General features: G+C 72.7%; 12 protein-coding genes and 1 pseudogene. 9 read left to right on the top strand and 4 right to left on the bottom strand.

All coding sequences use genetic code 11. The annotated features are described in order from the left end of the window. Window positions 1-89 precede the first annotated feature (89 nt). On the bottom strand, window positions 90-1,079 hold the full coding sequence (locus FHS22_RS18425; RefSeq protein WP_184943304.1) for a 2-dehydropantoate 2-reductase: 990 nt from the start codon (window positions 1,077-1,079) through the stop codon (window positions 90-92). Window positions 1,080-1,329: 250 nt separating this feature from the next. On the opposite strand from FHS22_RS18425, the gene FHS22_RS18420 reads away from it, so the two are divergent. From FHS22_RS18420 to FHS22_RS18395, 6 genes are all read left to right on the top strand, one after another. Further along, the gene (locus FHS22_RS18420) at window positions 1,330-3,021 is read left to right on the top strand and encodes a thiamine pyrophosphate-binding protein (RefSeq protein ID WP_184943302.1); all 1,692 of its coding nucleotides are present in this window, start codon (window positions 1,330-1,332) and stop codon (window positions 3,019-3,021) included. 10 nt (window positions 3,022-3,031) lie between these two features. Next, window positions 3,032-4,267, top strand: a complete 1,236-nt coding sequence (gene frc, locus FHS22_RS18415; RefSeq protein ID WP_184943300.1) for a formyl-CoA transferase — start codon at window positions 3,032-3,034, stop codon at window positions 4,265-4,267. Then, window positions 4,267-6,402 (top strand): acetate--CoA ligase family protein, encoded by a 2,136-nt coding sequence (locus FHS22_RS18410; RefSeq protein ID WP_184943298.1) that lies wholly within the window; start codon window positions 4,267-4,269, stop codon window positions 6,400-6,402. Before frc ends, FHS22_RS18410 begins: the two co-directional genes overlap by 1 nt. 73 nt (window positions 6,403-6,475) lie before the next feature. Then, window positions 6,476-7,981: an Nramp family divalent metal transporter gene (locus tag FHS22_RS18405; protein WP_338047807.1), complete on the top strand. Its 1,506-nt coding sequence runs from the start codon at window positions 6,476-6,478 to the stop codon at window positions 7,979-7,981. Further along, on the top strand, window positions 7,981-8,508 hold the full coding sequence (locus tag FHS22_RS18400) for a hypothetical protein (protein ID WP_184943295.1): 528 nt from the start codon (window positions 7,981-7,983) through the stop codon (window positions 8,506-8,508). Before FHS22_RS18405 ends, FHS22_RS18400 begins: the two co-directional genes overlap by 1 nt. Next, a complete protein-coding gene (locus FHS22_RS18395; protein WP_184943293.1) occupies window positions 8,505-9,518 on the top strand; it encodes a TerC family protein in 1,014 nt (337 codons plus the stop codon). Before FHS22_RS18400 ends, FHS22_RS18395 begins: the two co-directional genes overlap by 4 nt. 91 nt (window positions 9,519-9,609) lie before the next feature. On the opposite strand, the gene FHS22_RS18390 is transcribed toward FHS22_RS18395, so the two are convergent. Next, window positions 9,610-9,804 (bottom strand): hypothetical protein, encoded by a 195-nt coding sequence (locus FHS22_RS18390; protein WP_184943291.1) that lies wholly within the window; start codon window positions 9,802-9,804, stop codon window positions 9,610-9,612. 73 nt (window positions 9,805-9,877) lie between these two features. After that, window positions 9,878-10,621 carry a GntR family transcriptional regulator gene (locus FHS22_RS18385; protein ID WP_184943289.1) on the bottom strand — a complete coding sequence of 248 codons (744 nt, stop codon included), beginning with the start codon at window positions 10,619-10,621 and terminating at the stop codon, window positions 9,878-9,880. Window positions 10,622-10,902: 281 nt separating this feature from the next. Here FHS22_RS18385 and FHS22_RS18380 point away from each other — a divergent pair, with 281 nt between their 5' ends. Next, window positions 10,903-11,199, top strand: coding sequence for a hypothetical protein (locus tag FHS22_RS18380; RefSeq protein ID WP_184943287.1), 297 nt, complete (start codon window positions 10,903-10,905; stop codon window positions 11,197-11,199). Window positions 11,200-11,295: 96 nt separating this feature from the next. On the opposite strand, the gene FHS22_RS18375 is transcribed toward FHS22_RS18380, so the two are convergent. Next, window positions 11,296-12,630, bottom strand: a complete 1,335-nt coding sequence (locus FHS22_RS18375) for an MFS transporter (RefSeq protein WP_184943286.1) — start codon at window positions 12,628-12,630, stop codon at window positions 11,296-11,298. A 99-nt stretch (window positions 12,631-12,729) separates the two neighbouring features. On the opposite strand from FHS22_RS18375, the gene sucC reads away from it, so the two are divergent. Together sucC and FHS22_RS38120 are read left to right on the top strand one after the other, a co-directional pair. After that, the gene (gene sucC, locus FHS22_RS18370; RefSeq protein WP_184943283.1) at window positions 12,730-13,893 is read left to right on the top strand and encodes an ADP-forming succinate--CoA ligase subunit beta; all 1,164 of its coding nucleotides are present in this window, start codon (window positions 12,730-12,732) and stop codon (window positions 13,891-13,893) included. 67 nt (window positions 13,894-13,960) lie between these two features. Next, window positions 13,961-14,061, top strand: a pseudogene (locus FHS22_RS38120) (succinate--CoA ligase subunit alpha); the annotation flags it as partial.

The raw sequence follows: 14,061 nt of genomic DNA, 5'->3' as shown, positions 1-14,061 counted from the left end.
TCGCCTCCAGCATCGGGACCCCGGGCCGCCGGGGCCGGCCGGCGGCCGGCCTCACAAGGAATCCTGTATACCGTCTACAGTATGTCGCTTCAGCCCGCCGGAACAAGGCCCCGCCGCGCCTGCTCGGCCAGCAGGTCGGAGACCGCGTGGACCGCGCGCAGCGTGGGGACCTCGGCGCCGGTCAGCTCCGCCAGCTCCACGACGGCGGCGAGGATCGCGTCCAGCTCCAGGGGCCTGCCCCGCTCCAGGTCCTGGAGGGTCGAGGTCTTGTGCTCTCCGGCGCGCTCGGCGCCGGAGAGCCTGCGCTCGATGGAGACGCCGGGGTCGCAGCCGACCCGGCGGGCCACCTCGACGGTCTCGCGCATCATCGCGACGACCAGTTCGCGGGTCCCGCGGTGGCGGCAGATGCCCGCCATCGTGGCCCGGGTGAGGGCACTGATCGGGTTGAACGCGATGTTGCCCATGAGCTTGATCCAGATGTCGCGTCTCAGGTCGGCCTCCACGGGGCACTTCAGGCCGCCGGCGACCATGGCCTCGCTGAAGGCCAGGCAGCGGGGGGAGAGGGAGCCGTCCGGCTCGCCCACGGAGAAGCGGGTGCCCTCCAGGTGGCGGATCACGCCGGGGGCCTCGATCTCGGTGGCGGCGTAGACGACGCACCCGATGGCGCGCTCCGGCGGGAGGGCGGCGGTGACCGCCCCCCGGGGGTCGACGCTCTGGATGGAGCGGCCCAGGTAGGGGCCGGGGAGCCGGTGGAAGTACCACCACGGGATGCCGTTCTGGGCGGCGACGATGCCGGTGGCCTCGTGGAGCAGGGGCTCGACCAGGGGGCCGGCGGCCGCGTAGGAGGTGGCCTTCAGTCCCAGGAAGACGTGGTCCACCGGGCCCACCTGGGCCGGGTCGTCGGTGGCGTGGGGGCGGGCGGTGAAGTCTCCCCTCGGGCTCAGCACCCGCACGCCGGACCTGCGCATCGCCGCCAGGTGCTCGCCGCGCGCGATGAGGTGCACCTCGGCCCCGGCCCGGTGCAGGGCGGCGCCGACATAGGCGCCGATGGCGCCGGCGCCGAGAACAGCGACTTTCATGGCGGACTCCGTCCCGCGTCGACACTGCATTCGGTATACAGTATGGAAAATTGCCGGTCAAGAAGCGTCCAGGCGGCCGGAGCGGCCGGCGGCGGGCTCCGTCCGCCGGTGCGCCCGCCGAGGCGCGGTCGCCGGGCGGCCCCGCGGGGACGCACCCGGCGACAAAGGGTCTGGACATCACCAGGCGGAGGGGTGACCATGACCCTCATACGGTATGCAGTATGCAGAACACAACGAGAGGACCGCTCGGATGACCCAGCCGACGGACACGGCGCCGGAAACGATCTCCGGCGGACACCTGGTGGCCAAGGCGCTCAAGGCGGAGGGGATCGATGTGATCTTCACGCTCTGCGGCGGCCACATCATCGACATCTACGACGGTTGCGTGGACGAGGGCATCGATGTGGTCGACGTCCGCCACGAGCAGGTGGCCGCGCATGCCGCCGACGGCTACGCGCGGATCACCGGGAAGCCGGGGTGCGCGGTCGTGACGGCGGGCCCCGGGACCACCGACGCGGTCACCGGCGTGGCCAACGCCTTCCGGGCGGAGAGCCCCATGCTGCTCATCGGCGGCCAGGGCGCCCTCAGCCAGCACAAGATGGGCTCGCTGCAGGACCTGCCGCACGTCGACATGATGACCCCGATCACCAAGTTCGCCGCCACGGTGCCCTCGACCGAACGGGTGGCCGACATCGTGTCGATGGCCTTCCGCGAGTGCTACCACGGCGCGCCCGGCCCGTCGTTCCTGGAGATCCCGCGCGACGTGCTCGACGCCAGGGTCCCGCTGTCGGCCGCCCGCGTCCCCGAGGCCGGCCGCTACCGCGCCTCCACCCGCCAGGCCGGCGACCCGGAGGCGATCGAGCGCCTGGCCGACCTGCTCGCCCACGCCGAGAAGCCCTGCGTCCTGCTGGGCAGCCAGGTCTGGACCTGCCGCGCCACCGACGACGCGATCGACTTCGTCCGCGCGCTGAACGTCCCGGCCTACATGAACGGCTCGGGCCGCGGCACGCTCCCGCCCGGCGACCCCCACCACTTCCAGCTCTCGCGGCGCCACGCGTTCGGCAACGCCGACCTGATCATCATCGTCGGCACCCCGTTCGACTTCCGGATGGGCTACGGCAGGCGCCTGTCGCCCGCCGCCACCGTGGTCCAGATCGACCTCGACTACCGCACCGTCGGGAAGAACCGCGACATCGACCTCGGCATCGTCGGCGACGCCGGGCTCGTGCTCTCCGCCGCCGCGCAGGCCGCCTCCGGCCGCACCGACAACGGCGCGGCCCGCCGCAAGGAGTGGCTGGAGGAGCTGCGCGCGGTCGAGAAGCAGGCCTTCGACAAGCGGCTGCCCCGGCAGCTGTCGGACTCCCGGCCGATCGACCCCTACCGGCTCGTCCACGAGATCAACGAGTTCCTCACCGAGGACACCGTCTACATCGGCGACGGCGGCGACATCGTCACCTTCTCCGGCCAGGTCGTGCAGCCCAAGTCGCCCGGCCACTGGATGGACCCCGGGCCGCTGGGCACCCTCGGCGTCGGTGTGGCCTTCGCGATGGCCGCCAAGCACGCCCGCCCGGACAAGGAGGTGCTCTGCCTCTTCGGCGACGGCGCCTTCAGCCTCACCGGCTGGGACTTCGAGACCATGGTCCGCTTCGGCCTGCCGTTCATCGGGGTCATCGGCAACAACTCCTCGATGAACCAGATCCGGTACGGCCAGGCGGCCAAGTACGGCGAGTCGCGCGCCCGGGTCGGCAACACCCTCGGCGACGTCCGCTACGACGAGTTCGCCCGGATGCTGGGCGGCCACGGCGAGGAGGTCAGGGACCCCGCCGGCATCCGCCCCGCCCTGGAGCGCGCCCGCGAGTCGGGCAAGCCCGCGCTGATCAACGTATGGGTCGATCCGGAGGTCTACGCCCCCGGAACCATGAACCAGACCATGTACAAGTGAGGGGCGAGCGATGACCGGATCCGGCAGGGCGCTGGAGGGCGTCCGCGTCCTCGACATGACCCACGTGCAGTCCGGCCCGTCCTGCACCCAGCTCCTGGCGTGGCTGGGCGCCGACGTGGTCAAGCTGGAGGCCCCCTCGGGCGACATCACGCGCGGGCAGCTGCGCGACGTCCCCGGCGTCGACAGCCTCTACTTCACGATGCTGAACTGCAACAAGCGCAGCATCACGCTCAACATGAAGAGCGAGCGCGGCAAGGAGATCTTCACCGACCTGGTGCGCGGCTCCGACGTCATGGTGGAGAACTTCGGTCCCGGCGCCGTCGACCGGATGGGCTTCACCTGGGAGCGGCTCCGGGAGCTCAACCCCCGGCTCGTCTACGCCTCGATCAAGGGCTTCGGTCCGGGCCGCTACGCGGACTTCAAGGCCTACGAGGTGATCGCCCAGGCGATGGGCGGCTCGATGAGCACCACCGGCTTCGAGGACGGGCCGCCGCTGGCCACCGGGGCGCAGATCGGCGACTCCGGCACCGGCGTGCACGCCGTCGCGGGCATCCTGGCGGCGCTCTACCAGCGCGAGCGGACCGGCCGGGGCCAGCGGGTCCAGGTCGCCATGCAGCACGCCGTGCTCAACCTGTGCCGGGTGAAGCTCCGCGACCAGCAGCGGCTGGCGCACGGCCCGCTGGCCGAGTACCCCAACAAGACCTTCGGCACGGAGGTCCCCCGCTCGGGGAACGCCTCCGGCGGCGGGCAGCCCGGCTGGGCCGTGCGATGCGCGCCGGGCGGCCCCAACGACTACATCTACGTCATCGTCCAGCCGGTCGGCTGGGCGCCGCTCGCGGAGATCATCGGCCGCCCCGAGCTGGCCGCCGACCCCGAGTGGGCCACGCCGGCGGCCCGGCTGCCGAAGCTGGACAAGATGTTCCAGCTCATCGAGGAGTGGAGCGGCCGCCACGGCAAGTGGGAGGTCCTCGACCGGCTCAACGCCGCCGGCGTCCCGTGCGGCCCGATCCTCTCGACCGAAGAACTGATCGGCGACGAGACCCTGCGCAGGGAGGGCGCGGTCGTCGAGGTCGCGCACCCCGAGCGCGGCTCGTTCGTGACGGTCGGCAGCCCGCTGAAGCTGTCCGACTCCCCGGTCGAGGTCACCGCCCCGCCCCTGCTGGGCGAGCACAACACCGAGATCTACACCGGCCTCGGCCTCTCCGCGCGGGAGCTCGCCGAGCTGAAGACGGACGGGGTGATCTGATGGCGTACGACCGTGCCGCGGTGCGGGAGGTGCTGGACAAGGCCCGCGCTGAGGGCCGGACGGCCCTGACCGCGCCCGAGGGGCGCCGGATCTGCGACGCCTACGGCATCACGACCCCGGGAGAGGGGCTGGCGGCCTCGGCCGAGGAGGCCGCCGCCGTCGCGGAGGAGCTCGGCCTCCCCGTGGTGCTGAAGATCGTCTCACCCGACATCCTGCACAAGACGGAGGCGGGCGGCGTGCTCGTCGGCCTGCGCGACCCGGCGGCGGTGCGCGCGGGCTACGACCAGGTCATGGCGGCGGCGCGCGCCCACAACCCCGAGGCGGCGATCGACGGCGTCCAGGTGCAGGCCATGGTCGGCGGCGGCCACGAAGTGATCATCGGTGCGGTCACCGACCCGACCTTCGGCAAGATCGTCGCCTTCGGGCTCGGCGGCGTCCTGGTCGAGGTGATCAGAGATGTGACCTTCCGGCTCGCCCCGCTCACGGGTGAAGATGCCATGGGGATGCTGGACGACATCAGGGCGGCCGAAGTGCTGCGCGGTGCCCGGGGCGCCGAGCCGGCGGACAGGAGGGCGCTCGCGGACATGATCGAACGAGTGGGCGCGCTGGCCGGCGACTTCCCCGAGCTGGCCGAGGTGGACCTCAACCCCGTCTTCGCCACCGCGGCCGGGGCGGTCGCGGCCGACGTGCGGATGCTGCTCGCCGACCGGCCGGAGCCCGAGCGGGTACGGCCGTCGCGCGAGGAGATCCTCGCCTCCATGAACCGCATCTTCCGGCCGCGCTCCGTCGCGGTGATCGGCGCGTCGGGCGAGACCGGCAAGATCGGCAACTCGGTCATGCGTAACCTGATCGACGGCGGCTACCGCGGCCACATCTATCCGGTCAACCCCAAGGCCCCGGAGATCCTCGGCCTGCCCGCCTATCCGAGCGTCGCCGAGGTGCCGGGCGAGGTGGACGTGGCGGTCTTCGCGATCCCCGCCAAGCTCGTGCCCGCGGCCCTGGAGCAGGCGGGCCGCAAGGGCGTGGCGGGCGCCATCATGATCCCGTCCGGGTTCGCCGAGACCGGGAACGCGGAAGGGCAGCGGGAGATCGTGGAGATCGCGCGCCGGCACGGCGTGCGCGTGCTCGGCCCCAACATCTACGGCTACTACTACACGCCGGAGAACCTCTGCGCCACGTTCTGCACGCCGTACGACGTCAAGGGCGGGGTGGCGCTGACCTCGCAGAGCGGCGGCATCGGCATGGCCATCCTGGGCTTCAGCCGGGCGACCAGGACCGGGGTCTCGGCGATCGTGGGCGTCGGCAACAAGGCCGACATCGACGAGGACGACCTGCTCACCTTCTTCGAGCAGGACGACGACACCCGCTGCGTCGCCATGCACCTGGAGGACCTCAAGGACGGGCGCGGCTTCGTCGAGGCGGCCCGGCGGGTGGTGCGGAGCAAGCCGGTGATCGTGCTCAAGGCCGGGCGCACCGCGATGGGCGCGCGGGCGGCCGGCTCCCACACCGGGGCGCTGGCCGGCGACGACAAGGTCTACGACGACATCCTGCGCCAGGCCGGGGTGGTCCGCGCGCCGGGCCTCAACGACATGCTCGAGTACGCCCGCGCCCTGCCGCTCATGCCCACCCCCGCGGGGGAGAACGTCGTCATCATCACCGGGGCGGGCGGCTCGGGCGTGCTGCTCTCCGACGCGTGCGTCGACAACGGCCTCTCGCTCATGGAGATCCCGCCGGATCTCGACGAGGCCTTCCGCGCGTACATCCCGCCGTTCGGCGCGGCCGGCAACCCCATCGACATCACCGGCGGCGAGCCGCCGAGCACCTACGAGAACACCATCAGGCTCGGCCTGTCCGACCCGCGGGTGCACGCGCTGGTGCTCGGCTACTGGCACACCATCGTGACACCGCCGATGGTCTTCGCCGAACTGGTCGCGCGGGTGGTCGCCGAAGAGAGGGCCAAGGGCAACGACAAACCCGTCGTCGCCTCGCTGGCCGGCGACACCGAGGTCGAGGACGCCTGCGCGCACCTCTTCGACCACGGCGTCGCCGCCTACCCCTACACCACGGAGAAGCCGGTGGCCGTGCTCGGCGCCAAGTACCGCTGGGCCAGGGCGGCCGGGCTGCTGCGCGGCTGAGCCGCGCGGCGTGAGCGAGGGGGCGAACAGAGGAACTCCAGCAGGATCAACCAACCCCCCAGGAGGTCCGCACGTGGACACGTCAAGAACACCGGCGACGGCGGGGACCGGGCAGGTCCCCGCCCAGCCGGGCCAGGAAGAACGCGTATGGCGCGCGGGCGGGCTGGAGCCGATGCCCATCCGCACGCTGCCCGACGCGCCGCCGTCGGTGCACATCCTCGGACCCACCGTGTTCCTCGTCGCGCTCGGCGTGGGCATGGGCGAGTCCTACATGTGGCCCCGGCTGGTCCTGCTCTTCGGACCGGAGATCCGGTGGCTGTTCCTCATCGGCGTCACCCTCCAGGCCGTGGTCATGCTGGAGATGGCGCGCTACGCCATGGCCACCGGAGAGAGCATCTTCTCCGGCGCCGCCCGGGTCTTCAAGCCGCTCATGTGGTTCTTCTTCGTCGCGGCGATCCTGGTCTACATCTGGCCGGGCCACCTGTCGGCGGGGGCCGCGGCCTTCGAGGAGATCACCGGGATCCCGTGGACGGTCACGGCCGTCGCCGGCCTGATCCTCGTCGGCGTCGTCTTCAGCCTCGCGAAGGTGATCTACAACCTGCTGGAGAGCGTGCTCTCGATCCTGATCGGCGTGCTCGTGCTGGGCACGGCCGTCGTCGCGGCGATGGTCGGCACCTGGGGCGACGTGGCCGACACGGTCACCGGCATGTTCGCGTTCGGGTACTTCCCGTCCGAGGCCATGTCGGCGGCGTGGTTCCCGGTCATCGTCGGCGCGTGCGCCTTCGCCGGCCCCTCGGGCATGCAGCAGATGTGGTACACCCTGCACCTGCGCGACTCCGGGGCCGGCATGGGCGCGCACATCCCGAGCATCCGCGGGCTGCGGCACGCCGGCGAGGAGGAGGCCATGCCCTCCCGGGGATTCATGTTCGACACCGACGACCCCGCGGAGATGGCCAAGTGGCGGGGGTGGCGGCGCTGGGTCACCTTCGACGCGCTGCTGCTGTTCTGGGGCATCACGATGCTGGTGACGATCTCCTTCACGGTGATCGCGCAGGCCGCGGTCCGGCAGGACCCCGCGGTCCGCACGGCCATCCAGGGTGACGAGCGCGAGGTGGCGCTCACCGCCATGGCCGACTCCGTCTCCTCGGCGGGCAGCCCGGTGCTCGGCACGATCTTCCTGGGGTTCATCGCGCTCATCGGACTGAACGCCACGCTCGGCCTGTTCGACTCCTTCTCCCGGGGCCAGGCCGACATGACCCACAACTTCGTCCCGGGGGCCAAGAGGTTCAAGCTCTCGCACCTGTACGCGGGCTTCCTCTGGGGCGTGATCGCATTCGGCATCCTCATCCTGCTGTTCGGCCCCGCCGACGGGCCCAGCGGCATCCTGGACACGCTGGCCTTCCTGTCGACCTTCGCGATGGGGGCCTACTGCGTGACGCTGCTGCTGGTGAACAACCGGATGTTGCCCAAACCCATCAGGCCCAGATGGTGGAGCAACCTGATCATCGGGTTCGGCGCCTTCTTCTACCTGGGCATGCTCTTCTACAGCCTGTTCGCCTTCGGCGTGGTCGTGGGCTGATGGAGCACCGGCACAGCTTCGAGCTCGCCCTGCCCGGGCTGGCCGTCGGAGCCGTCGCCGGAGCCGCGGCCGGCGGGCTGACCCTCATCGCAGGACAGCCCGCCGGCACCGCGGCCCTGTCGGCGCTCCTGCTCGCCACCCCGCTCGGTCTCCTCGGCGGGGGGTACGGCCTGCTGATGAGCCGGGGCACGATCAGGCCCGGCCTGTTCGCCCCGGCCGGCCTGTACTGGCTGGCCGGCTTCCCGCTGGCCCGGCTGGTGCAGGAGACGGCCCTGGGACTGGTCCTGGCCGGGGAGGTCGTCCTGGCGGGCGGCCTGCCGGGCTTCCTCGCCTACCAGGCCATGGTGAGCCTCGGGTTCGCGCTCGGCTTCGTCTGGCTGCACGAGCGGCTCATGCCGTACTGGCTGCTGCGCGTGCGCGGCCGCAACCCGCGGGCGCGGGAACTGCTCGGCCGCTACGTCGCGCACGCGGAGGTGCTGAGGCGGACCGCCGAGCGCCGCCGGGCGCCGAGGAAGGGAGCACGATGAACGTCCCCGGATGGGTGTGGCTGGTCACGGTCGCCGGTTTCGGGCTCGTGCTGGCCCTCGACTTCTACCTCGTCGCGCGCGACCCGCGCGAGCCGTCCTTCCGCGAGTGCACGTGGTGGGTCGCCTTCTACGTGCTGCTCGCCGGGGCCTTCGGCGGAGGGCTGCTGCTGGCCGCCGGCCCGGCCCGGGGCGGGGAGTTCTTCGCCGGCTGGATCACCGAGTACTCCCTCAGCGTGGACAACCTCTTCGTCTTCCTGCTCATCATGAGCCGCTTCGCGGTGCCCCGGCCGTACCGGCAGAAGGTGCTCCTGGTCGGCATCGTGCTGGCGCTCGGCATGCGGGGGCTCTTCATCGCGGCGGGGGCGGAGGCCGTCGCCCGCTTCGACTGGCTCTTCTACGTCTTCGGGGCCTTCCTCGTCTACACCGCGTGGAAGCTGGTCGGCCACGAGGAGGAGGCGGAGTTCTCCGAGAACCTGGCGCTGCGCACGGTCAGGCGGGTGCTGCCCACGACGGAGACCTACCGCGGAGCGGCGCTCACGGCGCGGATCGGCGGCCGCCTGGTCGTCACCCCCATGCTGATCGTGATGGTGGCGATCGGGACCACCGACCTGCTGTTCGCCCTGGACTCGATCCCGGCCATCTTCGGGCTGACCAAGGAGCCCTACCTGGTGTTCACCGCCAACGCCTTCGCGCTCATGGGGCTGCGGCAGCTGTTCTTCATGCTCGGCGGGCTGCTGGACCGCCTGGTCTATCTCAGCAAGGGCCTCGCGGTGGTCCTGGCGTTCATCGGCGTGAAGCTCGTGCTGGAGGCGCTGCACCACGACGGCGTGCCCTGGGCCCCCGAGATCCCCATCGCGGTCTCCCTGGGCGTCATCGTCGGCACCCTGGCGGCCACCACCGCGGCCAGCCTGCTCAAGACGCGCAGCGACCGCAGGCGCGACGCCCGGGCCCAGGCGGATCCGGGCGACCGGGACCGCACGGCGCGGGCGGGGACGCACGCGGACGGGTGAGATCGGGTACGGCGCGGGCGGGTGACTCCGCGGGGAGGAGCCCGCCCGCCATGGCGTGCTCCGGCCCGCCGGGGAGCCGCCTCGCCGGGTCTCACCCGGACCGGTGCTCGGGGGCGCCGATCCGCTGTTCCGCGGCCCAGCGGCGCAGATGGTGCTCGGCGCCGTCGGCCGAGTTGTGCCTGCGCAGGGCCGTGGCCAGGCCGAGGCCGATCATCCGGCCGTCCGCGGGGGCGCCGGCGGGTCTACCGGCGAGAAAGCGGAGCCGGTCGAGGAACGCCTTCATCACGTCATCACCAACTTTCTTCCTCAAACCTCTGCCCGAGGTGTTCCGGGGAAACCACCCGCCGGTGGAACGCCCGTCAGCTCGCGCTGAGCGAGCGCGGGCGCCGGCGGCGCTGGGGCGCGGGAGCCGGTTCGTCCGGGCTCTGGGCGCGCTGCTCCATGTAGGACTGGCGGGTGTGCTCGGTGTGGTCGCGCATGATCTGCTCGGCCCGCTCCTGGTCGCCCGCCTCGATGGCGTCGATCAGCAGGGCGTGCTCCTCCCAGGAGGCGTGGCCGCGGTGGCGCGCCACGGGCGTGTGGTACCACCGGACGCGGCGGGCGACCTGGGAGGCCAGCTCGGCCAGCACCTTGTTGCCGGAGAGTTCGGTGATCAGGGCGTGGAGCTCCGAGTTGGCCGCCACCGCGGCGTCGATGTCGTCGGCCTCGATCGCGGCCCGGCCCCGGGCGCAGATCTCGCGCAACCGCGCCGTGCCGCCCGCCGTCGGGTCCAGCGCGGCCAGCCGCGCCGACTCGGTCTCCAGCAGCGTGCGGACGGCGAGCAGCTGGTCGGCCTCCTCCACCGTCGGCGCGTGGACGAACGCGCCGTGCCCGGGACGCAGATCGACCCAGCCCTCGCCGCTGAGCATCTGCAGGGCTTCGCGGACGGGCTGGCGGGAGACCCCGAGCATCTCGGCGAGCTCGTTCTCGGCGAGATGCTGGCCGGGGCCGAGGCCCCCGCTGATGATCAGCTCCAGGATCGCCTCGAAGACGCTCTCGCGGAGGGTGACCGGGCGCGGGATCTTGGGTGCCGCCCCCGGGTTCACTGGTTCCGACCGCACCATGTTGTCTGCTCCAAAAAGGGACGACACGACCACCGTCTGCCGACGGCCCGGTGTTTGTCGTCGACTGCCTACAGTATACAGCGACCAGTGGATCCGCCGTGGTGAGCCTGGTCACATCATGGTCCACCGTGTGCGCGGCGTTGACGATCATTGCCGCGTTTGAGCCGTTCCGGCAGGGGGAGATGGATACGGACAACCGTTTTGACGTGATACGGCCTGTGCGGTTCTCCGCCGGAACCGGGCGCCGGCCAGGACGCATCCATCGCCCTTAGGAGTCTGCCGTGCTGACGCTGACCGAAAAAGCCGTGGAGGCGATACGCGATCTCATGGTGGGGGAGAACCTGCCCAAGGAGGCGGGGCTGCGCATCACGCCCAAGGCCGATGACGCCTCCACGCTCGAACTCTCCCTGACGAGCGTGCCGCACGACGGCGACCAGGTGATCAGGAAGGAGGACGTCCGGGTCTTCCTGGACCCCGAGGCCGCGGCCGCGCTCGACGACCAGATGCTCGACGCCGACGTGAGCCCGAGCGGCACCCGGATGTCCCTCTACCTGTCCCGCAAGGACGACGCGGGCTGACCGTCCGCCGCCCGCTCCCGCCCGGCCCCGGGAGCGGGCGGAGACACGCGGACGCCAGGCACCGAGTCCGCCCGATCGGCTACCCGTCAGCTCCCGTCAGCGGGGGAGCGTGGCGGGCCAGCCGGGCCGGCGCAGGGCGGAGGCCAGGACCGCGGAGACTCCCGCCAGCGCGGCGGCGAGCAGGAGGGCCGTCGCCTGCCCCGGCAGGCTCAGCGCCAGGGCCGCCAGGCCGGTGCCGAGCAGGCCGGCGAGCACCTTGGCGCTGTAGACGACGCCGTGGATCGAGGGCAGGTGCTCCTCGCCGAAGTACTCCCGGGCCAGGCTGGCGACGAGCGGGTAGAACGCGCCCCCGCCGAGACCGGCCGGGACCGTCGCGAGCAGTGTCACGGCCGTCGATCCCGCCGTCGCGCCCGCGGCCAGCAGCAGTTGCCCGAGGGCCAGCAGCGCGAGGACCGCGGTGAGCACGTGCTTGCGCCCCGCCGCCTCGGCGGCGAGCATCGCGCAGGCGCGCCCGGCGCCGTTGAGCACCAGGAGCAGGGCGACGGCGGCCCAGGCCGGGGCCGCTCCCGAGGCCGCCAGGACGATCACGTCGAAGATCGAGACCGCGCCCGCGAAGGCCAGGATCGGCACCAGCGCGGGGAGGGCGCCGGTCCGCAGCGCCTGCCGTACGGAGAACTCCCGCAGCGCCCGGGGGTTCCTGCGCAGCGCGAGCCGGTCGCAGGCCCATGCCCGGGGGTCGATGTGCCCGGGCCACCAGTGCCGCGGCGGGAGGCGGACCAGCGCCGCGGCCGCGCCCACCACCGCCCAGGCGATGAGCGCCGCCGCCGTGAACACGGACGCCAGCAGGTCCGCGTCCAGCCCGACGGCGATCGCCAGGGGGGCCGTGCCGTAGGCGAAGGCGCCGGTCGTGAAGCCGACGCGGGCCGCGGGGCGCTCGGGGTACCAGCGGGCGACGGCCTCGGTGCACGCGCCGTACACCAGGCCCGCGCCCACGCCGCCGAGCAGCGCGTAGCCGGCGACGATCACCGCGGTGCCGCCGGTCCCCGGGCCGCGGTGGGCGACGGCCAGCGTGAGCAGCGCCGCGCCGCTGAGGGCGGCCCCGGCGCCCAGGGCCACGCGGACTCCGAGCGTGCCGCGGCGCAGCAGGAGGGCGGTGGGCAGGGCGGTGGCGGCCTGGCAGGCGATCCAGACGGCCAGCGGGGCCAGGACGGAGGCGGCGGACCTGCCGGGATGCTGCTCCATCAGGGCGGGTACGGCGGCCGCGTAGCCGTACTGCAGGGGGCCGACGGCGGCCATCGCCGCCCAGGGCAGCCAGAACATCCACGACCTGGAGCGGCCGGTCAGTTCGTGCGGTGACCGGCTGACGAGGTAGTTGCGGCCCCGCCAGTCCCGGACGAGTCCTGTCTTCTCCGCGAACTCTGTCTTCTCCATACTGTATGGAATAACCCGATCCGGCATTCCTGTCGAGGTATGGACGTGTTCTTATGCATACTGTATACCGTCTACAAGAGGCCTTGACGGGAGGACGCCGTGGACCTGTTCGAGCACCAGGCGAAGGAGCTCTTCGCGCGGCACGGCATCCCCGTCCCGCCCGGAGGAGTGGCGGCCACCCCGCGGGAGGCGCGCGGCATCGCGGCCCGCCTGGGTGTGCCCGTCGTCGTCAAGGCGCAGGTCAGGACCGGCGGGCGGGGGAAGGCCGGGGGAGTGCGGCCCGCGCCCGGCCCGGCCGCGGCCGAGGACGCGGCGCGGCGGATCCTCGGCACGGACATCAGGGGCCACGTCGCCGAGACCGTGCTCGTGGAGGCCGCCACGGTCGCCGTGGAGGAGTACTACGTGGCCTACCTCGTCGACCGGGCCGAGCGCCGGTTCCTCGCGATGGCCTCGACCGAGGGCGGTGCGGACATCGAGGAGGTCGCGGCCACCCGGCCGCAGGCGCTGGCCCGCATGCCCGTCGACCCGCGGGAGGGCGTCGGGCAGGAGGCCGCGCGGGAGCTCCTGGCGCGGGCGGGCTTCGCCGCCGACGTGCGGGACGCGGTCGCCCGGGTGCTGGCAGACCTGTGGCGCGTCGCGGCGGAGGAGGACGCCCTCCTGGTGGAGGTGAACCCGCTCGCCTGGACGCCGGGCGGCGGCGTCGTCGCGCTGGACGGCAAGATCACTCTGGACGACGGCGCGGCCTTCCGCCACGACCGCACCGCCTTCGCCGCGGCGCCGCCCGGCGAGGGGCCGGAGTCCCGGGCCCGGGCCAAGGGGCTGAACTACGTCAAGCTCGACGGGCAGGTGGGCGTCGTCGGCAACGGCGCCGGGCTGGTGATGAGCACCCTCGACGTCGTCGCCCTGGCGGGCGAGCGCCTCGGCGGGGTCCGCCCGGCCAACTTCCTCGACATCGGCGGCGGCGCCTCGGCCCGGGTGATGGCCGACGGGCTGGAGGTCGTCCTCTCCGACCCGGACGTCCGCTCCGTCCTCGTCAACGTCTTCGGCGGAATCACGGCCTGCGACGCGGTCGCCGACGGCATCGTCTCCGCGCTCGCCGAGCTCGGCGAGCGCGGCCTGGGCCGCCCCATCGTGGTGCGGCTCGACGGCAACAACGCCGAGCCGGGCCGCCGGATCCTGGAGCGGGCCGGCCACCCGGCGATCCGGCAGGTCACGACCATGGACGGCGCCGCCGAGGAGGCGGCCAGGCTCGCGGCCGCCTGAGCGGGCGGGCGACCGGTGCGGCCCGCGGGCGTCCGGAGACGGCGGGCGGGAGAGAGGAGCGGCAGGCATGGCCATCTGGCTGACCGAGAACAGCAAGATCATTGTGCAGGGCATGACCGGCGGGGAGGGCACCAAGCACACCCGCCGCATGCTGGCCTCCGGCGCGAA

Source organism: Thiemannella venezuelensis (genome assembly GCF_014203605.1).
In the GTDB taxonomy this organism is placed as follows: Bacteria; Actinomycetota; Actinomycetes; order Streptosporangiales; family Streptosporangiaceae; genus Planomonospora_A; species Planomonospora_A venezuelensis.
This window is presented reverse-complemented; position numbering and strand designations above follow the sequence as displayed.